The organism is Fictibacillus marinisediminis (assembly GCF_023149135.1).
GTDB lineage: Bacteria > Bacillota > Bacilli > Bacillales > Fictibacillaceae > Fictibacillus_C > Fictibacillus_C marinisediminis.
Window position 1 is genome coordinate 827,084 of record NZ_JAIWJX010000002.1, and the last position, 23,899, is coordinate 850,982.

At 44.2% G+C, this 23,899-nt stretch carries 18 protein-coding genes and 2 pseudogenes; 18 read left to right on the plus strand and 2 right to left on the minus strand.

Features of this window, described 5'->3' with window-relative positions; translation table 11 throughout:
* The first annotated feature begins 144 nt into the window (after nucleotides 1–144).
* Nucleotides 145–2,265 carry a transglycosylase domain-containing protein gene (locus LCY76_RS04630; protein ID WP_248254591.1) on the plus strand — a complete coding sequence of 707 codons (2,121 nt, stop codon included), beginning with the start codon at nucleotides 145–147 and terminating at the stop codon, nucleotides 2,263–2,265.
* Here the strand turns inward: LCY76_RS04630 and LCY76_RS04635 are convergent.
* A complete protein-coding gene (locus LCY76_RS04635) occupies nucleotides 2,258–2,491 on the minus strand; it encodes a hypothetical protein (RefSeq protein WP_248251638.1) in 234 nt (77 codons plus the stop codon). The two genes, LCY76_RS04630 and LCY76_RS04635, sit on opposite strands and share 8 nt — an antisense overlap.
* A gap of 223 nt (nucleotides 2,492–2,714) precedes the next feature.
* Here LCY76_RS04635 and hemE point away from each other — a divergent pair.
* The 9 genes and pseudogenes from hemE to LCY76_RS04680 all read left to right on the plus strand — a co-directional run bounded on the left by hemE (nucleotide 2,715) and on the right by LCY76_RS04680 (nucleotide 13,600).
* Nucleotides 2,715–3,754 (plus strand): annotated as a pseudogene (gene hemE / locus LCY76_RS04640) (uroporphyrinogen decarboxylase).
* Between the two features lie 5 nt (nucleotides 3,755–3,759).
* Nucleotides 3,760–4,701: a ferrochelatase gene (gene hemH, locus LCY76_RS04645; RefSeq protein WP_248251639.1), complete on the plus strand. Its 942-nt coding sequence runs from the start codon at nucleotides 3,760–3,762 to the stop codon at nucleotides 4,699–4,701.
* Between the two features lie 5 nt (nucleotides 4,702–4,706).
* The gene (gene hemY / locus LCY76_RS04650) at nucleotides 4,707–6,125 is read left to right on the plus strand and encodes a protoporphyrinogen oxidase (protein WP_248251640.1); all 1,419 of its coding nucleotides are present in this window, start codon (nucleotides 4,707–4,709) and stop codon (nucleotides 6,123–6,125) included.
* A gap of 99 nt (nucleotides 6,126–6,224) precedes the next feature.
* On the plus strand, nucleotides 6,225–7,478 hold the full coding sequence (locus LCY76_RS04655) for an ATP-binding protein (protein WP_248251641.1): 1,254 nt from the start codon (nucleotides 6,225–6,227) through the stop codon (nucleotides 7,476–7,478).
* Between the two features lie 83 nt (nucleotides 7,479–7,561).
* Nucleotides 7,562–8,131: a TetR/AcrR family transcriptional regulator gene (locus LCY76_RS04660; protein WP_248251642.1), complete on the plus strand. Its 570-nt coding sequence runs from the start codon at nucleotides 7,562–7,564 to the stop codon at nucleotides 8,129–8,131.
* A gap of 167 nt (nucleotides 8,132–8,298) precedes the next feature.
* On the plus strand, nucleotides 8,299–8,859 hold the full coding sequence (locus tag LCY76_RS04665; protein ID WP_248251643.1) for a YhgE/Pip domain-containing protein: 561 nt from the start codon (nucleotides 8,299–8,301) through the stop codon (nucleotides 8,857–8,859).
* A complete protein-coding gene (locus LCY76_RS04670; protein ID WP_248251644.1) occupies nucleotides 8,814–10,691 on the plus strand; it encodes a YhgE/Pip family protein in 1,878 nt (625 codons plus the stop codon). Before LCY76_RS04665 ends, LCY76_RS04670 begins: the two co-directional genes overlap by 46 nt.
* A 212-nt stretch (nucleotides 10,692–10,903) precedes the next feature.
* Nucleotides 10,904–12,054: pseudogene (locus LCY76_RS04675) on the plus strand (ABC transporter ATP-binding protein).
* Nucleotides 12,044–13,600: a glycine betaine ABC transporter substrate-binding protein gene (locus LCY76_RS04680; RefSeq protein WP_248251645.1), complete on the plus strand. Its 1,557-nt coding sequence runs from the start codon at nucleotides 12,044–12,046 to the stop codon at nucleotides 13,598–13,600. The pseudogene LCY76_RS04675 and the gene LCY76_RS04680 overlap by 11 nt, the downstream one beginning before the upstream one ends.
* A 54-nt stretch (nucleotides 13,601–13,654) precedes the next feature.
* Here the strand turns inward: LCY76_RS04680 and LCY76_RS04685 are convergent, their stop codons facing one another.
* Entirely contained in the window at nucleotides 13,655–14,377 is a 723-nt protein-coding gene (locus tag LCY76_RS04685; protein WP_248251646.1) for an amino acid ABC transporter ATP-binding protein, read from the minus strand.
* A gap of 233 nt (nucleotides 14,378–14,610) precedes the next feature.
* Between LCY76_RS04685 and LCY76_RS04690 the strand changes: the two genes are divergently transcribed.
* From LCY76_RS04690 to paaA, 8 genes are all read left to right on the plus strand, one after another.
* A complete protein-coding gene (locus LCY76_RS04690; protein ID WP_248251647.1) occupies nucleotides 14,611–15,597 on the plus strand; it encodes a LacI family DNA-binding transcriptional regulator in 987 nt (328 codons plus the stop codon).
* 53 nt (nucleotides 15,598–15,650) lie between these two features.
* The gene (locus LCY76_RS04695) at nucleotides 15,651–16,949 is read left to right on the plus strand and encodes an ABC transporter substrate-binding protein (RefSeq protein WP_053355527.1); all 1,299 of its coding nucleotides are present in this window, start codon (nucleotides 15,651–15,653) and stop codon (nucleotides 16,947–16,949) included.
* 237 nt (nucleotides 16,950–17,186) lie between these two features.
* The gene (locus tag LCY76_RS04700; protein WP_248254592.1) at nucleotides 17,187–18,431 is read left to right on the plus strand and encodes a carbohydrate ABC transporter permease; all 1,245 of its coding nucleotides are present in this window, start codon (nucleotides 17,187–17,189) and stop codon (nucleotides 18,429–18,431) included.
* Between the two features lie 30 nt (nucleotides 18,432–18,461).
* Complete coding sequence (locus LCY76_RS04705; RefSeq protein WP_053355526.1) at nucleotides 18,462–19,289, plus strand: carbohydrate ABC transporter permease; 828 nt, start codon at nucleotides 18,462–18,464, stop codon at nucleotides 19,287–19,289.
* 118 nt (nucleotides 19,290–19,407) lie between these two features.
* Nucleotides 19,408–20,142 carry an MBL fold metallo-hydrolase gene (locus LCY76_RS04710; RefSeq protein ID WP_248251648.1) on the plus strand — a complete coding sequence of 245 codons (735 nt, stop codon included), beginning with the start codon at nucleotides 19,408–19,410 and terminating at the stop codon, nucleotides 20,140–20,142.
* Nucleotides 20,143–20,259: 117 nt separating this feature from the next.
* Nucleotides 20,260–21,249, plus strand: a complete 990-nt coding sequence (lplA, locus tag LCY76_RS04715; RefSeq protein WP_248251649.1) for a lipoate--protein ligase — start codon at nucleotides 20,260–20,262, stop codon at nucleotides 21,247–21,249.
* A gap of 275 nt (nucleotides 21,250–21,524) precedes the next feature.
* Nucleotides 21,525–22,850, plus strand: a complete 1,326-nt coding sequence (locus LCY76_RS04720) for a phenylacetate--CoA ligase family protein (RefSeq protein WP_419714974.1) — start codon at nucleotides 21,525–21,527, stop codon at nucleotides 22,848–22,850.
* Nucleotides 22,851–22,978: 128 nt separating this feature from the next.
* Complete coding sequence (gene paaA, locus LCY76_RS04725; protein ID WP_419714975.1) at nucleotides 22,979–23,887, plus strand: 1,2-phenylacetyl-CoA epoxidase subunit PaaA; 909 nt, start codon at nucleotides 22,979–22,981, stop codon at nucleotides 23,885–23,887.
* Nucleotides 23,888–23,899 lie beyond the last annotated feature (12 nt).

Genomic DNA, 23,899 nt, shown 5'->3' on the forward strand with positions numbered 1-23,899 from the left:
TTTTTACTAGCGTCTGCAATTAAAAAGACTTTATCCTTGTTTTAGCGGATTCTGTAATAATATAGTAAAATAAGCAATCAGGTATGGGCACGTTGATAGGGAAACTTTGTATTGAAAAGAGGTACAGACGTGTTTAAAAACGGAATGCTTGGCATCGGTTTATTAATAGGAATATTGATAGCAGGTTTCATGGGCTATTTATTTATACTTATGGCTGGCGACTATGTCGTCGACGAGAAAGATCTTGTAATGAGCTCTGCCTCTAAACTTGTTGATATGAAGGGCAGCACAATCACCCGGATTTATTCTGAAAATCGGGAGCTGGTTTCAGCTGATGAAATCCCAGATGAAGTGAAGGATGCTTTTGTTGCGGTTGAGGATACAAGATTTTATGAGCATCACGGGCTGGATTTTCGCTCGATCGCCCGTGCAGTTTACCGTGATATCGCGGCAGGCCATAAAGTTGAGGGAGGCAGCACGATCACTCAGCAGCTTGCGAAGAACGTTTTTTTATCACATGAGAAGTCATTGCTCCGAAAAACGAAGGAAGCAGTAATCGCTATCAATCTTGAAAGAAAATACAGCAAAGACAAGATTTTGGAGATGTATTTAAATCAGATTTATTTTGGGCATGGCGCATACGGGATCCAGGCAGCGTCCAAATTTTATTTTAATAAAGATGTCAGCGATCTGACGGTTGAAGAAGGGGCCATGCTTGCCGGGATGCCCAAAGCCCCAAGCTATTACTCTCCAATCGAACATGAAGAAGCGAGTAAAAAAAGAAGAGACCTCGTATTGGAGCTGATGGCAAAGCATCATTTTATTTCAGCCGAACAAGCGGTAAGGGCGAAAGGGAAGACAATTGCTCTTAATATCCACAAGGAAGAGCGGAATCCAGCACTTACTACTTACATTGATATGGTGCTCCATGAGGCTAAACAGAAATATCACCTTTCCAGGGAAGAAATGAGAAAAGGCGGCTACAAAGTTGTCGTGCCGCTGAAAGAAAGTACACAAGAGGCGATGTACCAGACCTTTTTAAAGCCGGATTATTTTGTAGGAACAGGGAAAGAGCGTCCTGAAGGAGCCATGGTGCTCATGGATGCTGATACAGGCGGAATTATTGCTGCGCAGGGAGGAAGAGGCTATCTCACGGAGGGGCTGAACCGGGTATATGTTAACCGGCAGCCGGGTTCATCCTTTAAACCGCTTGCAGTTTATGCGCCTGCATTGGAATCAAAGGCCTATAAACCGTATTCGATGTTAAAAGATGAACAGCTCAGCTACAACGGCTATGAACCGAAAAATTACGATGGACGGTACAGGGGAAGGGTGTCCATGGCAGAAGCGATCCGCGATTCCATCAACGCTCCTGCTGTGTGGCTGCTCAACGAATTGGGAGTCGATCAATCAAAAGCAGCGTTGAGCAGTCTGGGGATGGATATTCCAGATAAAGGACTCGGCATTGCACTCGGAGGTCTGGATCATGGTGTAACCCCTTATCAGATGATGGCAGCCTACCGATCATTTGCACGTGAAGGAAAAACTGTCAAACCTTACGTCATCGCCAAAATTTATGACCGAAACGGCGAACTGGTAGGAAAGGCAAGCCACAAGGAAAAGAAAGTATTTAAAAAACAAACCGCATGGTACATGACACGTATGCTTCAGCAAGTAGTGGAAAAAGGAACGGGGAGATACGGCACGGTTGATACAGAGCTGGCGGGCAAAACCGGTACAACAAACTATGAAGGTGTGCCGCATGCCAACAAAGATGCATGGTTTGTAGGATATACCCCGAAAGTAGTAGGAGCAGCATGGATTGGATACGATAAAACGACGAATGAAAGCTATCTCAACACGTCCAGCGAAAAAGCAACAAGGCTCTTTAAAGATGTCATCAATCAGATGCCCTCACAGCGGGGCCTGACCTTTAAAAAGCCTAAAGGGGTAAAAGAGCTGGAGCCTCCGGTCGATCTCGTTAAGATCAAGGACCTGAAGGCTGATTTCGCACTGGGATCCTTCGGTGTTCCAGGAATAAAACTGACATGGACTCCGTCGGCTGATAAACGATTGCAGTATAAAATCTATTCAGTCAAAGAAGGAAAGGCAACACATATTGATACCGTAACAGGAAAAGGAAGCTACAACGTATCCGCCAAGTATTTGTTCAGCATGCCAAAGTTTTATGTCGTCCCGCTAAATCCCCAGACCGATCAGGAAGGCGAACCGTCCAACACCGTCTCCATGGAGTGGTTCAGGTAATATCTTCGAAGTAAACAAGGTGCCAGGCACTCGCAATTGGAGTAAACAAGGTGCCAGGCACTTCAATTGGAGTAAACAAGGTGCCAGGCACTTCACTTCGAAGTTTATGTTTAAAAAGGTAGTGCCAGGCACCCGCATCGGAGCAGTGCCAGGCACCAATCGACGAAGTTTTTGCAAGCACCAGCTTCGAAGCGGTGTCTGACACCGCCATTTTGGTGCCTGGCACCTTGTTTGCCTCCCGTGCTGTGATATTTGCCCGTTGCTGATTGTCAAATTCATGACATTTAAAACCGGAAGCTATACATTTATTGTGAATTCTTTTACAATGTTTAATGGATATGGAGCGAACGGGTTTCTAAACGTTAAATTACAGGAATTCACAGTAGGTCGGGACACAAAGTATAGGAAGAAACGTGGATCGGGCTTTTGCTTCAAAGCAGAAAGGTGTGTTGATTTTGACAGTTAACGATGAGTTTTTAAAAGCCTGCCGAAAAGAGAAAAACAGTTTTGTACCGGTTTGGTATATGCGCCAAGCAGGGCGTTCACAGCCGGAGTATCGAAAACTGAAAGAGAAATATTCGCTTTTTGACATTACTCACCGCCCGAGCTTTGTGCTCAGGTCACGAAGCTTCCTGTCGACCAGCATGGTGTAGATGCAGCGATCCTTTATAAGGATATTATGTCGCCGGTTCCCGCTTTGGGCATCAACGTTGAAATCAAAGCTGGTGTTGGGCCTGTTATTGACCGTCCTGTACGCACAATGGAAGATGTAGAAAAGCTTGGAGCTATTCAGCCGGAGAAGGATGTACCTTATGTGCTCGACACAATAAAACTTCTTCGCCAGCAGCTAGAAGTGCCGCTGATTACATTTGCAGGTGCGCCGTTCACGATAGCAAGCTATATGATCGAAGGCGGGCCATCCAGGGATTACCACCATACAAAAGCACTGATGTATTCTGATCCTGAAGCATGGTTCCTGCTTATGGACAAGCTTGGAGATATGACGATTGTTTATGCAAAAGCACAAATCGCTGCAGGCGCTCAGGCGTTCCAAATATTTGATTCCTGGGTCGGTGCGCTGAACGCAGAAGATTTTAGAACATATATCAAACCAGTAATGAACCGCATCTTTACAGCGCTTCGCGGTGAAGGGGTTCCCCTCATCCTCTATGGTACTGGAGCCCGGCACCTTCTTCACGAGTGGAACGACCTGCCGATCGATGTTATCGGACTTGACTGGAGAACCTCTCCAAGAGAAGCTAGACAGATGGGGATTACTAAAGCATTGCAAGGTAATTTGGACCCATCCATCTTACTGGCCCCATGGAAGGTCATTGAGGAAAAAGCGAAGCAGATCCTTGACGAAGGAATGGAAGAACCAGGTTTCATTTTTAACGTTGGAAAAGGGATATTCCCCCAGGTACAAGTGGAAACCCTGCAGCGTTTAACCGCGTTTATTCATGACTATTCTTCTAACAGACTGGGGTGACGATGATGGGAAAACGAAAAGTAGGATTGCTTGTCATGGCTTACGGAACTCCAAGAAGCCTTGAAGAAGTTGAGCCATATTATACACATATTAGACGCGGAAGAAAGCCTTCAGAAGAGCAGCTTCAAGATTTAACACGCCGTTATGAAATGATCGGGGGAATCTCTCCTCTCGCTAAAATAACAGAAGAACAGGCACAAAGGCTTGAAGATATGATGAACAGCCGTTATGAAGATCTTGAGTTTAAGAGTTATTTAGGTTTAAAACATATAGATCCATTTATTGAAGATGCCGTAAAACAAATGAAGGAAGATGGAATAAATGAGGCAGTCTCACTAGTCCTTGCTCCGCATTACTCTACGTTCAGTGTGAAATCATACAACGGAAGGGCAGCTGAGGAAGCGGGAAATCTAGGAGGCATAAACATCACCTCTATTGATCAATGGTATGATAACCCTAAGTTTATAGATTATTGGGTGAAGGAAATCAACAAGATTATGGATCAGATTCCTTCTGGCGAGAAAGAAAAAACAGTTGTTATTTTCTCCGCACACAGCCTTCCGGAACGGATTTTGCAGATGGGAGACCCTTATCCGGATCAGCTCAAGGAAACAGCTGATCTCATTGCCTCCAAGGCTGGCCTCTCACATTATACGATCGGCTGGCAAAGCGCAGGGAATACGCCAGAACCATGGATTGGTCCTGATGTACAGGATTTAACAAGAGATCTGTATAAAGAGCACGGGTATACCTCCTATGTTTATTGTCCGGTAGGCTTTGTTGCCGATCATTTGGAAGTTCTGTTCGATAACGACTATGAATGCAAAGTAGTGACAGAAGAGCTTGGCGTTAACTATTATCGTCCGGCCATGCCGAATGCAAAGGATGAATTCATCGATTCACTTGCTGATGTCGTTTCAGAAGCCTTAACTCAAAAAGGAAAGTGATAATCATGCCAGAGCGGAAGCATGTAGTAATTATCGGCGGCGGTATAACAGGATTGACCGCCGCTTTTTACTTGCAGAAGGAAGCAAAAGAAAAAAATCTCCCCATTACTTACACGCTGATTGAAGCGACTGACCGGCTCGGTGGAAAAATTAAAACCATTCATCGTGATGGTTTTGTCATTGAACGTGGTCCGGATTCTTATTTAGGACGCAAGCAAAGCCTGACGAAACTCATTGAAAATGCCGGACTTGAAGAAAAACTGGTTACCAATGAAACAGGTCAGGCCTATGTGATGTCTGGCGGCAAATTGCACCCTATCCCTGAAGGAGCCGTAATGGGTGTCCCTACCAAAGTGGGGCCGTTCATCAAGACCAAGTTATTTTCCAAAGCCGGCAAGGCGAGGGCTGCAATGGATCTTGTGCTTCCACGCCGTGAAGGAGCGGATCAGGATATTTCTGTCGGCCATTTTTTCCGGAGAAGGCTTGGAGACCAAGTTGTTGAAAACTTGATCGAGCCATTGCTGTCTGGAATTTACGCAGGAGACATCGACCGGCTGAGCCTGCAGTCGACATTTCCTCAGTTTCAGGATGTGGAAAGAAAGTCCAGAAGCCTTATACTCGGTATGAAACAGAATATACCAAAGGCTTCTGAAAGACCGGGAACTTATGGTAAAAAGAAGAAAGGCCAGTTCTTGACCCTTTCTTCCGGTTTGGAATCTCTTGTAGAAAGACTCGAGGAGCTTCTTGAGCCGGAGAGTATCTGGAAAAACAAAAAGGTTTCAGGCATCGAACGTGAAGAAACAGGACGATACCGGGTTGAATTGGAAGATGGAACAAATACGCATGGTGATTCTGTGATTCTGGCTTCTCCTTATTCAGTAGCCAAGCAGCTGCTGCCAGAACAAATCAGGGTCGATGAGTTCCATTCCACACCATCAACATCAGTTGCAACCATAGCGATGGCTTTTCCGGCTTCCGTTCTGAAAAATGATATTAACGGTACAGGCTTCGTTATTTCGCGGAAGGAACCAACAACCATCACCGCGTGTACGTGGACACACCGAAAATGGCCGCATACAACGCCGGAAGGGAAAGTTCTGCTCCGCTGTTACGTGGGCAGGGCGAACAACCAGGAAATTGTTTTTGAGTCTGACGAAGCTATTCTGAAAGCCGTACTGAATGATCTGAATAAAATCATGGACATTACCTCTGAACCTGATTTTTATTATGTTTCACGCTGGATTCAGTCCATGCCTCAATATGAGGTTAACCACAAACAATTGTGGCAAAAACTACAGGACAATCTTTCAGCACATTACCCGGGTGTATATGCTGCAGGTGCCTCCTATGAAGGTGTAGGGCTTCCCGATTGTGTAGCTTCAGCTGAAAAGGCGGTTACCCATATTATCAAAACCTTGCGATAGGCCACATCGGACCTATCGCGCTTTTTTGTGCTCAAAACATATAAAAGGGATAAATTTGATATACTTGGTTTGCTGGGATTTACTGAAGGGACTTATGTGATGAAATACTTTTTACAGCCGCTGTTTGTGAATATAGCTGTTATCTTTTCTTTAACCTATATCGCCAATACGATTGTACCTTTTCTTATTGAGCGGAAGCTGGCGCTAAAGGCCAAAATGCTTTATGGGGGGGTTGCCGGCATCTGTGCTTTGCTTTGTATGGCCTATCCTATTGAAACGCTGAAGGACTCCTTTTTTGACCTTAGAAACGTTCCGATTGTTGTTGCGACTCTCTACGGCGGATTGCTGCCAGGTGCGATATGCACGATCATTGTTTCCATAGCGAGGCTTATCATCGGCGGCCATTTTGCTTTCCTTGGCGTTGTGCTTGCCTTAGTGGCGTTTGTCATAGCAGGGGCATACAAAGGTTTTTTTACTGAGGAAATGAAAAAGTGGAGAGCTGGAATAGTTATTGCGGCCGTTTACACGATCATCTATATGATGATTATTCATAGTGAGATGAATTTTCTTCCAAGAGACTTTTATTGGATTTATTTCATTTGCTTTAATGTGTCTTTCTTTACTTCTATCTTGCTTATTGAAAGATTGACGTTCATTAATATGAGACTTGAAGAAACCGCCTATCTCGATAAACTCTCTGTCGTAGGGCAGATGGCAGCAGCGATCGCTCATGAGGTCAGGAACCCGCTGACTACTGTCAGGGGTCTCATTCAATTTTTGGCAAAGGATACGAAAGATAAAAAGCTGGAAGAGTTTGCTCCTTTAATATTGGATGAATTAGACCGAACCAATAAAATCATTACTGATTACTTAAATTTGGTCAAACCCGGAAAGCCGGATCTAAAGGTCCTTCAACTGGATAAATTGATCAAGGATACGCTCTCACTGATAAGGCCATACGGATTTCTTCATAATACAGTCATTGCGTACGAGCTAACTGGAGAGAATGATGAAATCGTTGCTGATGAGCATCATGTGAAACAATGTCTGATCAATATTATTAAAAATGCCATTGAGTCAACGGATGGAAAAGAAGGGCTGATTACTGTTTATAAACATTCTTTCTCCAAAGACTCCATTACACTGGCGATTGAAGACAATGGAAAAGGCATGTCTGAAGAAGAACTTCAGCAGATCGGGCTTCCTTTTTATACAACAAAGACTAAGGGCACAGGTTTGGGCACAATGATTATTAGCCGGCTCATCCGTGATATCGGAGGGAGCGTGCGGTATGAAAGTAAACCGGAGGAAGGGACGAAGGTTTTATTGACCTTGCCAGTTAAATCTTCCTAATGATACTTGTGTGATCCGCAATAACGTGGTAAAGTTTGAAATTGACCAGATGGAAAAAATGGTCAGTGAAAGGGAATGAGCCCATGATTGATCGAAAACAAAATATTATTGAAGCTGCAGCAAAGTCTTTTTCGCTGTTTGGATATAAAGCCACCACTATGGATCAGGTAGCTAAAATTGCTAATGTCGGTAAAGGGACAATTTATACTTTTTTTGATAATAAAGAAGAACTGTTCAGGGAAATTGTAACCGATCTTGTAAGGCAGATACGGCATGTCGCAGCAGATGCGATAAAGGAAGACCGAGCATTTCATGAAAATCTTCATTCCGCCTTATATGGTGTCCTGGATTTCCGCAAGTCCCATCAGCTTGCAATCAAGATTGCACAGGAAGGAAGAGAACTGAATACTCCTGCCGTAAAAGAGGCAAGCGTCATGCTTGAAACGGCTGTTATCACTTTTATTAAACAAGAGCTTCAGAAAGCCATTGAAAAAGGAGAAATTAGGCAGTGCAACACAGAAATTACTTCTTATGTGATGCTGAAAATGTACGTTTCGCTCGTCTTTGATTGGGAGCAGGAACATGAGCCTCTCAGCAAGGAAGAGATTGCGGACATTATTGAAAATATTTTAATGACGGGACTTAAAAGGTAACAGTTGCAAACCTGTTATATTCGTGGTATTTTTGTAAATGACCAAATTTTAATTTTAGTCATTTTAAGTGATCTTTAATTGCAAGATCTCTCTTTTTTTTGAAATGAAATGACTGATTGACCGAAATAGTCATATTGCATGAAATGATAGAAATGGGTGAAATTAGCATGATAAGAAAACAATTTCAGGCCGTTCTCCGCAATCCGAAATTACTGATTCCGGTTGCAGCCATTTTGTTTATTCCCATCTTGTACAGTGGAATTTACTTGTGGGCTTTCTGGGATCCATATTCGCATACGGATAAGCTGCCGGTCGCTGTAGTAAACGAGGATAAGGGAGCTAAGCTGGATGGAGAAAAGCTTCAAATCGGTGATGATTTAGTAAAAGAACTGAAGGATAACTCAGACTTCAAGTGGGAATTTGTCAGTTCGGACAAAGCTGAAAAGGGCTTAAAGGATAATCAGTATTATGCGGTCATTGAGGTTCCGGGAAACTTCTCAGAAAAAGCTAAAACAGCGATGGATCCTCATCCTGATAAACTTCAGTTAAATTATAAAACAAATTCTGGCTATAACTATCTTGCCTCCCAAATCGGGAAAAAAGGTGTAGAACAGCTTGAAAACAAGCTCTCTAATGAAATTTCCAAAACGTATACCGGACTCATTTTGATAAAATTGGTGAAATGGGCGATGGTTTCAAGAAAGCATCAGATGGTGCGGGAAAATTAGCTGATGGTTCTTCAAAAGCTTCTGGCGGCTCACACGATCTTGTTAAAGGCACTGAAGCCTTTTCGAACAAGACAGAAGACCTCCACAATGGCTTGAACCAGCTGGCGGGAGGATCGTCACAGCTTTCTGAGGGCTTGAAACAATCCGAAGACGGAGCTGGAAAGCTGTACTCAGGCATGAAAGAGAAATCCCCTGAGATCGACCAGCTCAATAACGGCGCAAGCAGCCTTCAAAAGGGCCTGAACAGCCTATCCGGGGGACTGGATCAGCTTGATCAAAAAGGAAATCAGATAACGTCTGGACAGGAACAGCTGGCCAAAGGAGCCAATGATTTGAAGACGGGAGCAGCGGCTGCTTATGAAGGCTCAGGCGTACTCGATGATAAAGGAAAAGATTTAGAGGATGGCGCCCGCAGCATTAGGGACGGAGCGGCTCAGTTATCCTCCGGGATGACAACGTTAAAAGACGGTGCTGACAAAACAGCAGCAGGGGCAAAAACCGTGAATGAGGGACTTGCTTCTTTAAAAGAGGATATGGCGAAAAATCCCGATATGCCAAAGGCTGAAATATTGGCCCGTATCGCAGCTCTTGAAGCTGGAAGCAAGCAAGTCAGCGACGGTACTCAAAAAGTAGCCGAGGGGACAGCGCCTTTAAAAGCGGGAGCCGATCAACTTTCTGCTGGAGCTAACAAGTTATCAGCAGGCCAGGCACTGTTTCAAAAAGGTGTAGAAGCCCTTCATGCCGGCCAGAAGAAACTGGTAGACGGCACGGCTCAGCTGGCTTCTGGACAGCAGGAATTGCTTGAAGGAACAAAAACGTTTATGTCCAAAATCGGAGAAGCAAAAGGTGGCGCCGATCAATTAGCCGATGGCTCCGCTAAATTGTCTGCAGGAACAGCAGGGTTGTCCCAAGGCTGGTCTGGTCTTGTCGATAACGTCGGCAAACTCAGCCAAGGCCAGTCTAAACTGGCAAAAGGAAGCATTGATCTTACGAATGGCCTCCAGAGTGCAAAAGACGGTTCAGGCAAGCTGAGCGATGGCGCACGCCAGCTGAATGATGGGGCTGGTAAACTGGCTTCGGGTGTCGATTCTATTAAATCAGGCAATGAAAAACTGGCTGGAGAATTGAACAAAGCGGCAGAAAAGGCTCACGAAGCGAAAGCTACGGATGATGAAGTCAAAATGATTTCCAATCCGGTAAAAACCTTGAACGCCAGCACCGTAAAAGATATGACCTATGGAACCGGGCTTGCTCCATACTTCTTGTCCCTGGGACTGTTTGTAGGTGCCCTCATGCTGACCATTGTGTTCCCGCTCGTTGAACCAGCGATGAAACCCAAAAATGCATTCAGCTGGTTCTTCAGCAAATATGCTTTTATGGCAGTGACAGGCATTGTTCAAGCTCTGATCGCGGATCTGATCTTGCTGCAAAGTCTTGATCTCGAAGTACAGAGCACAGGCAGATTTGTTTTGTTCAGTATCATCATCAGCTTAACGTTCATGGCCATCATTCAGTTCCTTGTTACAACCATGGGGAACCCCGGACGATTTATCGTGATTCTGATGCTGATCTTCCAATTAACATCAAGCGGAGGGACATTCCCGACAGAAATGATTCCTTCATCACTGCAGACGGTTCACTTTTTTATGCCGATGTCCTATTCTATCGCAGGGCTGCGTGCTGTCATAACGACGGGGGATTACAGTCTTATGTGGCAGAATGCGATCATACTCGGATACTTTATGGTTCCAATGCTGGCAGCTTCCTTTCTCTTCTTCAGAATCAAAATGAAGAAGTTCAGAAACGAAGAACCTGCTGCGAACACTATCTAATAATATGGCAGTCCTATCTATTAATGATGGGACTGCTTTTTTGCTATAAAGCGTTGTTTAGCTCCAGCACTTGTCGGCCCTTAATAGACTACTAGAGTTTTTCTTAAATTTGCTTGCTAAATTGGTTTCTTGCTTGATCAAATAGGGAAACATAGGAATGATGATAAAAATATGCCGTGACAGAAAAGGAAAGAGAAAGTAGGAGATAGACCTTGATCACATTTAAAAACGTGGCAAAGAGATACCCTGATGGCTTTGAAGCCCTTAAAAACATTGAATTTCATATTAAGAAAGGAGAATTGATTGCATTAATCGGGCCGAGCGGCTGCGGCAAGACGACAACAATGAAGATGATTAACCGCCTGATCGAACCGACAGGAGGAACCATTCTAATTGACGGTGAAGACATTTCTGAAAAGATCCAGTTCAGCTTCGCCGAAATATAGGATACGTGATTCAGCAGATCGGGTTATTGCCCCATATGACAATCGGTGAAAACATCTCCCTCGTACCAAGGCTGAAAGGCTGGAAGAAAGACGAGTATGATCATAAAATTGATGAATTGCTGAACTTGGTCGGACTTGACCCAGAAACGTTCAAAGACAGATACCCTTCCGAGCTAAGCGGCGGACAGCAGCAGAGAATAGGCGTCATCCGGGCTCTTGCCGCAGAACCACCTGTTATTTTAATGGATGAACCGTTCAGTGCACTGGATCCGATCAGCAGGGAGCAGCTTCAGGACGAACTGATCAAGCTTCAGGATACTATCCAGAAAACGATTGTATTTGTAACCCATGACATGGATGAAGCGTTAAAAATAGCTGATCGTATCGCCATTATGCGCGAGGGCAGAATTGTCCAGTTTGATACCCCGGAAAGACTCCTGCGTCATCCAGCCGATGATTTTGTCAAAGGCTTTATTGGTGAACAAAGGCTTGAAGACCTAAGCAACGATAAACCGGCAGCAGCTGATCTCATGATTGATAAAGTTGTGACTGCGAGGGCTTCAAGAGGACTGGCGGAAGCATTGAAGATGATGAAACGCTATAAAGTAGACAGCTTAATGGTGACCAATCCGGAAGACCAGCTTCTTGGGATTGCAACTATTGGTGCGGTGGAACGGTTTTATAACGAGGAAGACAAAACGATTGGTGATATTATGGACAAGGACTTTCATTCTGTAGAGCTGGAGACACCCTATACGGATGTAGCTGAGGTGTTTGCCAAGAAAAGGACTTCATTTATTCCGGTCTTGAACAATGGGAAATTGGCAGGCTTGATTACTCAATCCACGATGATGCGTGGCCTTGCAGGAATGAAGACCTCCACAAGACAGGAAGGAGAGCCTTTAAATGAACAATAAGAACTTTTTCTCAACGCTTGTCGATACGTTTCAAACGAGATGGCCGGACATTCTGGAAGGTCTGCAGCAGCATTTATTTCTTTCTCTTGTGTCGATCCTTATCGCAGCTGCGATTGCCATACCACTAGGCATTTATATTTCAAGAAGAGCTAGAATTGCGGAGCCTGTAATCGGTGTAACAGCTATCTTTCAGACGATTCCAAGCTTAGCATTATTCGGATTTTTGCTTCCGCTCTTTGGCATTGGAAGCACAACTGCCATTATTGCATTGACTGTATATGCACTGCTTCCCATTTTAAGAAATACATACACTGGCATTACAGGAGTGGATCAGTCTGCGGTTGAAGCGGGCCGGGGAATGGGGATGACGAAGAATCAAATTTTAAGAATGATTGAACTCCCGCTTGCCCTTCCTATTATTATGGCAGGCTTGCGCACCGCCACAGTGTTAACGATCGGGGTAGCCACATTGGCAGCCTTTATTGGTGCTGGCGGACTCGGTGACCTGATCTACAGGGGGCTTTCAACCACCAGGAATGAACTCGTGCTTGCTGGTGCTATACCAGCTGCTCTGCTCGCGCTTGTTATCGATTATATTCTGAAGCGGATTGAAATCGCGTCTAATCCGGTCGGCAAAAGGAAGTTTTCGTGGAAAAAGGCGATTATTATTCTCATACCCGTCGCTGCGCTGCTTCTGTTTTTCGCCATAAGGAGCGGTACATCAGACGATACGATTAAGATTTCAGGGAAGAAATGGACAGAGCAGTATATCCTTCCTTATGTTATCGCGGAATATGTAGAAGCAAAAACAGACTATAAAGTAGACGTAGGAGAAGGGCTCGGAGAAACCCCGATATTGACCCAGGCCATCAAAAAGGGTGATATCGACATGTACGTAGAGTATACAGGGACTGGACTGCTTACCATCCTTAAGGAAAAGTATTCTCCCAATCTTACTCCCGATCAAATCTATGACCGTGTGAAAGAAGGATACAAAAAGAAATATAAACTGGACTGGCTTGAGCCCCTTGGTTTTCAGAATACGTATGCTCTTGCTCTACGGCCTCAAAAGTATAAAGAACTTGGAGTGAAAACAACCTCTGAGCTTGCAGGCAAATCATCACAAGTCACGTTCGGCGCTCCAACCGAATTCTATGAACGTGAGGATGGCTATCCCGGTTTCCAAAAGGTGTATAACTTTAACTTTAAAGATAAAAAAAGCCTTGATCCCAATTTGATGTATGGAGCGGTAAAGGCTGGAAAAGTAGATACCATAGCTGCCTTTACAACTGATGGAAGGATTGCGCGCTATAATCTCAAGCTGTTAAAAGATGATAAGAAATTCTTCCCGCCTTATTATGCGGCACCGATTGTCAGAGAAGATACGCTGAAGAAATTTCCGAAGCTGAAGGATACGGTTAACCAGCTGGCAGGAAAAATAAGTGAAAGGGATATGGCAGAAATGAACGCGAAAGTGGACATCGATAAGGAAGAACCAGGGGATGTGGCAAGGGATTTCCTTAAGAAAAAAGGGTTAGTTAAATAAACATCCAATAAATAAAAAAAGCCTGGTGATGCCAGGCTTTTTTTATTTATTGGATTATAGAACCTTGCTTAAAAAGGATTTTGTCCTCTCATGCTTCGGGTTTCCGAATAATTCAGACGGAATGTTCTCTTCAACGATATAGCCGCCATCCATGAAGATGACACGGTCACCGACCTCACGGGCAAAGCCCATTTCGTGGGTAACAACGACCATCGTCATTCCTTCCTTCGCAAGCTGTTTCATCACTTCGAGCACTTCTCCCACCATTTCGGGATCCAGTGCTGAAGTGGGTTCGTCAAAGAGCATGATCTTAGGATCCATGGCCAGTGCACGGGCGATGGCCACACGCTGTTTTTGTCCTCCGGATAACTGTCCCGGGTAACTGTTTGCTTTGTCATTCAAGCCAACTTTGGATAGAAGAGCGAGAGCTTTTTCTTTAGCTTTCGCTGGTTCCATTCCCCGTACTTTTATAGGCCCAAGCGTCACGTTTTCCAGAACAGATTTATGTGGAAAGAGGTTGAACTGCTGAAACACCATACCAACATCCTGGCGTACAAGGTTAATGTTTACCTTCGGATCAACAAGATTATAGCCATTCACCACTACTTCTCCGCCAGTGATATCCTCAAGCTTATTTAAACAGCGGAGAAACGTGCTTTTCCCTGAACCGGACGGACCGATCACGCAGACTACTTCCTGTTCCTTGATTTCAGAGTTTATATCTTTTAACACTTCTAAATCCCCAAAGGATTTTTTTAAGTTTCGTACTTTGATCATTGAGAGTTCGTTCCCCCTTTTTTATATCCTATTAGGTCTCTTTATCGTTTTCCTGATGTTAACTAGATTATACCTTCTGAAAGGGGAGAATGCGATGAATAAAACTTTTAATGTAAACTGTTATAAAAATTTTTAGAAAACTTATTGACCATCTAGGAAGTTTCACCTATACTCAACTTATGAAAACGATTTCATGATTTCGATTTCATAGTGAGAAATGAAGGAGAAACGCAATGGCGACTATTCAAGATGTAGCAAAGCTGGCCGGATTATCGAGAACAACAGTCTCCAGAGTAATCAATCAGCATCCATATGTTACGGATGAAAAGAAAAGACTCGTTATGAATGCGATGGAAGAGTTAAATTATGTACCTAATTCTTCTGCACGCCGGCTAAGAAAGCAGCAGACTGAAACCATTGCCGTTTATGTCCCAAGGATCACAAATCCCTTCTTCAGCCAAATGGTTGAGGTCATGGGAAACTATGCGTCCGATAAAGGATACCAGCTTATTCTCTGCCAGACGAGCTACAGCCGCAATCAGGAGATCAATTATCTTGAATTACTGAAAACGAAGCAAGTAGACGGGTTGATCCTCACGTCCATCGAGAATGAATGGAGTGACATTGAACCGTATATGAACTTTGGGCCGATCATGTTATGCAATGAATACAATGATGAAGCCGATGTACCAACCGTTTATTTAAATCAGGTTGAAGGCGGTTACATAGGGACGCGGCATCTCATCGAGCAAGGCCATACGAAAATTGGATATTGCTCGGGGGACAACACCGCATCGCGCGTAGCTTCTGACCGGTACAAAGGCTATAAGAAGGCATTGGCTGAGGCAGGGCTTCCTGTCAACGATGAGTGGTTCCTGACAAGTGCATACAGCATCGAGGATGGAAAGCGGATTTTTCAAACTATCGCAAGCATGCAGAACCCTCCTACGGCAGTGTTTACCGGAAGTGATGAAGTAGCAGCAGGAATCTGGAAGGAAGCGGTCAATCATCAATGGCGAGTACCGGATGATTTAGCCATCATAGGTTTCGATGACCAGCCAATTGCAGATTTGATCGGTTTGACGACGATTGAGCAGCCGATAGAGGAAATTGCAAAGCGGGCAATGGAACAAATGATTCAAACGATAGAAAAGAAACTGCCAAGCAAGAAAAAGGAAATACAGCTTGATTTTAAACTGGTTAAACGGCGGTCTACCTGATTCCATTAATGGAATCAGCAGTCCGCGTACTATATTAAAGGGGGATAACCTTGATGAACATCAAAAAAATCTCAAAGGTCATTACAACATCACTTGCTCTTTCACTCGTTTTGTCCGCGTGCAGTGACAACAAAGCGAGCACAGACGAAAAGTCAAAGGATTCTGGAAGCAAGGGTAAAAAAGTCGAGTTGATTTATGCCCGCGGTAAAGATGACACACATGCTACGCAAAAGATGGTAGCAGCGTTCGAGAAGAAGTACCCGAACATCGATGTTAAATTCCGTGAGATGCCTGCTGACACAGGAAAGCAGCATAATGCTTACGTAACAGCGTTCAACGCCAAATCAGATGAGATCGATGTCTTTGATATGGATGTTGTGTGGCCGGCAGAGTTTGCACAGGCGGGCTACGTTATGCCGCTGGACCGTTTCATCCAAAAAGACGGTGTAAAGCTGGACGAGTATAACGAAGGTGCATTGAGCGCTTCGAAATTTAAAGGAAAACAATGGGCACTTCCAAAGTTCATCGATGCCGGTATGCTTTTCTATCGTACAGACCTTGTAAAATCACCGCCGAAAACGTGGGATGATCTTTTAAAACAGGCAAAAGCAGATAAAGGAAAAGGCGGTACGAAGTTCGGATACTTGATGCAGGCAAAGCAATATGAAGGACTTGTATGTAACGCGGTTGAATTTATCGCTTCTTACGGCGGAGAGATTATCAATGACAAAGGAGAAGTTGTCGTAGATTCTCCACAAGCTGTAAAAGGGATCAAAAAACTTGTAGAAGTTGCTACTTCTGATGTTGTACCTAAAAACGTAACGACATTCGCAGAGCCTGAGTCTCATACAGCATTCATTAACGGACAATCTGCGTTCATCCGCAACTGGCCGTATCAATATGCTCTTGCTAATGATAAGTCACAATCTAAAATTGTAGGCAAAATTGGCGTAGCACCGCTTCCAGCTGGTGACAAAGGACCTGCTGCTGCACTTGGCGGATGGCAAGCGGGTATCAACAAGAATACTGATGTACCGAAAGAAGCTTGGTTATTCCTTAAATTTATGGCGGGTGAAGAAGGACAGAAGCTTGATGCGATCAATGGCGGACATGCTCCAACGCTCAACAAATTGTTCGACGATCCAGATGTTCAAAAAGCAAATCCTTACTTTAAAGAAGAAGGATTCGTAAACGCTCTTAAATCAGCGGTATCCCGTCCGGTAGCACCGAACTACACTGAAATCTCAGATATCATCCAAATCCAGATTTCCAAAGCGATCGCTAAAGAAATCACACCGGAACAAGCAGCTAAAAACATGCAAAAAGAAATCTCTGCAAAGCTTGAAAAGTAATAGACTCGACAAGTAAATGCATAAGCCTTCATGTATATGGAGGCTTATGCAAAATTATTAGTGGTATCGATTCCAGAATGAAATGGATGGACTGTTGCTTCGCCAGTCCATCGATGGCATTCGTTATGTAAGGAGTGGACAAACGTGGAAGTAAAGCTAAATCCAGAGAAACAGCCAAAGCAGGTAAAGCCTTCTTCAGGAAAAAAACGAAAAGCGTCTGAAAGCAGATTGGGCTATATGCTTGTTGCCCCATCTTTGATTTTAATTCTACTTATCGCAGTATGGCCCGTACTTCAATCGTTTTATTACAGCCTGTTTGACCTCAGATTAAATAACCCGACAAAATCCGAAGTAAACTTGAGTTACCATATTGACCTTGAAAAGTATTTAAACAGTTACCCTTTTCTGATCAGTACACTCGAAGACGAGGCAGGGAAAGCAAAGGGGTCAACGGCTGACACGCTAAATGGATTGATTAAAGAGCTAAAAGATGTTGATACAGGCATACAAAGTGATGCTGCTGTTAAGAAAAAATATGAGCAAGTCGATGACAAACTGACGAACATGGAGCCGGTAAGTGAAGAGCTAAGCTCGGTAAAGGTTGATAAAGCTGATGCAATGAAGCTTGATAAGACGCTTCATAAAGTATCCACACAAGTAAAGGACCTTAAGGGGCTTAAGAGTGAAGAGGATGCTCTCGGCTTGTCTTCTTCCCTGAACGAAGCGGTAATTAAGCCTAACTTTATCGGATTTGACCATTACAAGAGCAATCTGACGGATAAGCGGATGTGGATGGCGATTTGGAATACAAGCGCGTTTACCATCATTTCCGTTTTTATAGAACTGGTACTTGGACTTGCGATTGCTGTATTGATCAATAAAGCTTTCTTTGGAAGAGGTCTGGTCAGGGCGACGATCCTCATTCCTTGGGCGATTCCAACCGCCGTTTCTGCGAAAATGTGGCAGTTCTTATATGATGGCCAGAATGGGATCGTCGCTAAGATTTTTGAGAAAATCGGACTCGTTGATAATGCGACGGATCTCCTGACAAGCAATATCGGAGCCATGTTTTCTATTATTTTTACGGATGTCTGGAAAACGACTCCATATATGGCGTTATTGCTCTTAGCCGGCCTGCAGACAATCTCATCTTCACTCTACGAGGCCGCGTCCATTGATGGAGCGACCAAATGGAAGCAGTTCACGACCATTACACTGCCTTTGTTAAAATCCAGTATTCTGGTAGCCTTGCTGTTCAGAACACTCGATGCTTTCCGGGTATTTGACCTTGTCTATGTACTGACAGGCGGAGGTCCTGCCAACTCAACGGAAACAATATCGATCCTGGCGTACAAAAGGATGTTCGAACAGACCAATTTCGGGGACGGTTCAGCACTGTCGGTTATCGTCTTTGTCTGTGTTGCCGTCATTTCCATGATTTTCATCAAGTTTCTTGGCCGTGACCTGTTAAACGACAAGTAGGGCAGTTACTGTAAAAAGGAGTGAGAATTCGTGAATAAAAAAGCAGGACCGCTGTTTTATATCTTTCTTGCAATCTTTGTGTTTCTCGTCATGTTCCCGTTCTTATGGATGCTGTTAAGCTCGATTAAGCCAGTTTCAGAGCTGTTTGGGGATAAGGCGTTCCATCCGTTTACAGACCATCCTACTTTTAAAAACTATGTGTCTGTATTCACTAACTATCCGTTTCTTAAATACTTATGGAACAGCTTCGTTGTTTCGGGTGTTACGACGGTATATACAGTTTTAATCGCATCATTCACAGCTTACGCGATCGCGAGGCTTCAGTTTAAAGGGAAGACAGTTATTTTGGGGCTGGTGCTCTCGGTATCCATGTTCCCCCAGATCGCTACCATTTCACCGATCTACATTCTATTGAAGAATATCGGATTGACCAACAGCTACTTAGGTTTGATCATTCCCTATACAACGGTTACGCTTCCGCTGTCGATCTGGATTCTGGTTACCTTCTTCCGCAAGATCCCGTTTGATCTGGAGGAAGCAGCAAAGATGGATGGAGCAACCTTGATGCAGACGTACTGGAAAGTTATACTGCCGCTTGCTGTGCCGGGAATCTTTACAACAGCGATTCTCGTATTTATCGCAGCATGGAATGAATTCCTGTTCGCCTTAACCATCAACACCGATGATAAATTAAAAACAGTTCCAGTCGGGATTGCGATGTTTGAAGGGCAGTTCACCGTACCTTGGGGCGATATCACAGCAGCAACGGTTATTGTTACTGTTCCGCTCGTTATCATGGTTCTGTTGTTCCAGCGCAGAATTGTTTCCGGCCTTACATCAGGAGCCGTAAAAGAATAGAAGGCTTTCCTTTCCTTTCGTTTAGGTGCCAGGCACCCGTCTTTGACATATGTCAAAAGGCGGTGCCTGGCACCTTTTAAGGTTATACTAGGAGTAAAATCATAAGGAAGTGAATGAAGTGAAGCTAACAGTAATTGGGTATTGGGGCGGCTATCCGGGAAAAGGAGAAGCTACTTCGGGTTATCTTCTGCAGCATGAGGGCTTTAATCTGCTGATTGACTGCGGGAGCGGTGTTTTGTCCAGCCTGCAGAACTATATAGGGGTTGAGGAATTGAATGCTGTGATCCTGTCGCACTATCATCATGACCATGTGGCAGATATTGGCGTCCTTCAGTATGGCCGGCTCGTTCAATCCTTTTTGCAGAAAAGTATTCCAACACTGCCGGTTTATGGCCATACAAAAGATCAAAAGGGTTTCCAGAGCTTAACGTACCGTTCAGCTACTGCGGGTAAAGCCTACTTCCCGGAACAGCTGCTCCAGATCGGTCCGTTTCATATCTCCTTTATGGAGACAAAGCATCCGGCACCATGCTATGCGATGAGAATTACAGATGGAAGCAAAACCTTCGTATATACAGCAGATTCTGCTTATCTCTCTGACTTTGTTCACTTTAGCAAAGGTGCAGATCTGCTTATTTCAGAATGCAATTTCTACAGTGATCAAGATGGAGGCGGCCCTGGACATATGAACTCTCATGATGCTGCAAACATTGCAGCCAAAGCGGATATTCCTCATCTGTTACTCACGCATCTTCCGCATTTCGGTGACCATAACCAGCTAATCGAACAAGCGTCAGAGAGGTTTAGCGGCAAAGTGGAAACCGCATCTGCCGGGTGGATGTGGGAAGGATAAAATATAACCATAAATTGTTAGGGAATGAGAAGTCTGACAGCTTGCTATTCTTCTAAAAGAGTTGTATAACGAAAAAGGAGAAATTTTTTCTAACTGAGCAGTGAAGGAGAATAAGCTATGCTGTTTATTGATAACCGTAATATTACGGATCCCAGAGTAAACCTTGCCATTGAGGAATACGCTTTAAAAAACCTGGATATTAACGAAACGTATCTTTTATTTTATATTAATGAACCTTCTATTATTATCGGGAAGAACCAGAATACGGTAGAGGAGATCAATGCTGATTATGTTCGGGAGCACGGAATCCATGTCGTCCGCCGACTATCAGGCGGGGGAGCGGTCTACCATGATACCGGCAACCTGAACTTCAGCTTCATTACGAAAGATGATGGCAATTCTTTTCATGATTTTAAAAAGTTTACCGATCCTGTCGTCAAGGCACTGAATAAACTGGGTCTTAATGCGGAGCTTAGCGGAAGAAATGATATTCTCGTTGACGGGAAGAAAATTTCAGGAAACGCTATGTTTACTACCCGAGGCAGAATGTTTAGCCACGGTACACTTATGTTTGATTCTGAAATTGAAAATGTTGTCTCTGCTCTTAATGTAAAATTAGATAAGATTCAATCGAAAGGCATCAAGTCGATTCGCAGTAGGGTTACGAATATTAAAGAGCATATGAATAAAGAAATGACGATGGAGGAATTCAAGCAGATTCTACTTGCGTACTTGTTCGAAGAATTTGAGGAAATCCCGCGCTATGAACTGACCGAGAAAGATTGGGAACAAATTAATAAGTTATCAGAAGAAAGATACCGCAATTGGGATTGGAACTATGGTAACTCTCCGAAATCCAACGTGGAGCTTTCCAACCGTTTTGCTGGTGGTTCAGTAGATGTGAAACTTCAAATTGAGAAAGGCATCATGCGTGAATGTAAAATTTACGGTGATTTCTTTGGAGTAGGCGATGTACGTGACATCGAAGAGCGGCTGATCGGCACCCGCTATGACAGAGGAGACATTGAAAAAGCGCTTGAAGATGCAGACATGAGCCATTATTTTGGAAATGTAACGAGAGAAGAATTTTTGGACTTGCTCTATTAATTAAAAAGCTCTGTAAGACTAAATGATGGAGCGTTTCATTTGTTCCACGAATCATTATATATACAATCTGCTTTAATAAAATTCATTAATAAAGACAGCTATGGCATGAGGCTACAGCTGTCTTTTTTTGCTCATCTTCCATTTGACAGAATAATCGTAAAACGATAAGCTTTAGAAAATAGTATTACATATATAATTAAAACGAAAATAAAACGTCATACTTAATAACTAAAAATGAAAGGGCTTACAAACTAAAGAAGAGGTGAATGAAGTTGATCTTTGATCGGGAAATCGAATGCATGGAACGAGGGGGAAAGCAGGAACTTCAGTTATCAAGACTTAAGGAAACAGCTGGGAAGGTATATGAGAGAGTCCCTTTTTACCGAAAAGCATTTGTGGAAAAAGGGATAGCGCCTGAGGATATTCATACGCTGGAAGATATAAAAAAATTGCCGTTCACCGTAAAAAAGGATCTAAGGGATCATTACCCCTTTGGCCTTTTTGCGGTGGATACAAAAGAGCTGACACGCGTTCATGCTTCTTCGGGTACGAGCGGGAAGCCTACCGTCGTTGGATATACGGCAAAAGATATTGAAAACTGGAGCGCAATGGTGGCACGGTGTATCGCGATCGGCGGAGGTGAGCCTGGAAAATTCCTTCATAACGCATACGGTTACGGCCTCTTTACAGGAGGACTTGGCCTTCATTTCGGCTCAGAACGCCTGGGGATGGTGACTGTACCGGTGTCTGGAGGCAACACGGAACGCCAAATCCTGCTCATTGAAGACTTTAAGCCAGAGGTGATCTGCGGAACTCCGTCCTATATCCTGACTATTGCAGAAAAGATGGAGAAAATAGGCAAGGATCCTCGCGCTACTTCCTTAAAATACGGCATATTTGGTGCAGAGCCTTGGTCAGAGGAGATGAGGACTGCTCTAGAAGAAAAGCTGAATATTAAAGCGATGGACATCTATGGACTCAGTGAAGTGATGGGGCCGGGGGTAGCCATGGAGTGCCATGAAGCACAGGACGGACTTCACATCATGGATGACCACTTTTTTGTTGAAGTGATCGACCCTGACACACTTGAACCAGTTCCTGAGGGGGAAACGGGCGAGCTTGTGTTTACTAGTTTAACGAAAGAAGCCTTCCCTGTCATAAGGTACCGCACAGGCGATATCGCTTCGCTTCGTACGGGAAAATGCGTCTGTGGACGCACTTCCGTCAGGATGTCACGTGTTAAAGGCCGGATTGATGATATGCTCATTATCCGCGGTGTCAACGTTTTTCCATCCGAAATTGAGGACTGTCTTCTGAAAGCTGAGGATCTTGTTCCTCATTATCAGCTCCACGTTCATGCAGACGGTTTTAAAGAGAATGTTCAGCTTCACGTAGAGATTACAGAAGCTTGTTTCACACGCATGGAACAAAACCTTGACCATGTGGAATTGGAATTGCTCAAAGACCGAATCAAGCATGCGGTTAAAAGCAGCTGTCTTGTAAATCTGGATATCCATCTGCTTCCACCGGGCTCCATTCCAAGGTCTGAAGGGAAGGCAGTTCGGGTGGTCAGGCATAAAACCGCTCAATTAGGTGTATAGTTGGTTGTTATTTATATGACGATATTTTATAATAACGGTAAATAAACGTAATATAATTAGGAGGGCTTATTGTGCAGGCAGGTCTCAGCTTTGAACAGTTAACGAACGATGAAAAGCACCAGCACTTTATGGATCGAATCAACCGCGGTGAAAAGATAGAAGCCGATGATTGGATGCCGGATGATTATAGAACAAATCTCATTCGTCTCATTTCTATGCATGGCATTTCGGAAATTATGGGAGCGCTTCCAGAAAAGGAGTGGGTCCCAAAAGCGCCATCCCTTCACCGTAAATTAGCGATTATGGCGAAAGTGCAGGATGAAATGGGGCACGGCCAGCTCTTATTGCGTGTTGCGGAGGATCTCATGGCTCCTCACGGGAAAACAAGAGAAGACATCATGCAGGATCTGTTCTCCGGCCGTCTGAAATTTCACAACGTCTTTCATATGGAGGCACCGACTTGGGGCGATGCCGGAATGATCGCCTGGCTAGTGGACGGAGCAGCCATCATCTCGCAGAGCATGATGCTCGATTCATCATACGGGCCATACGCAAGAGCGTTAAAGCGTATTTGTGCAGAAGAAGTTTTCCATGCTCAGCATGGCGAGAGCATTATTTTAGCCCTTGCTGAAGGTACACCTGAACAGCGAGCATTGCTGCAGGATTCCCTTAACCGCTGGTGGACGTCACTGATTATGTTCTTTGGTCCGAAGTCAGCAAAAGAAACGGGCAATTCGAACGCCGATAAGAACATCATGTATAAAATCCGTACGAAAACGAATGAAGATCTTCGCCAGGAGTTCTTCACCAAATATATTCCGCGCGTCTGGGCGCTCGGCCTTACCATTCCAGATGAAACGATCCATTTTGATGAAGTGACACAAATGTGGGTGTATCAGGATGTCGACTGGAATGAATTTAAACAGATTGTTTCAGGAAATGGGCCGCGTTCACAGGAACGATTGGATTTGAGAAGAAGTTCATATGACAACAACGGCTGGGTTCGGGAGGCACTTGCCGCCCAAAAGGCGATCTAAAGCGGAGGAGAG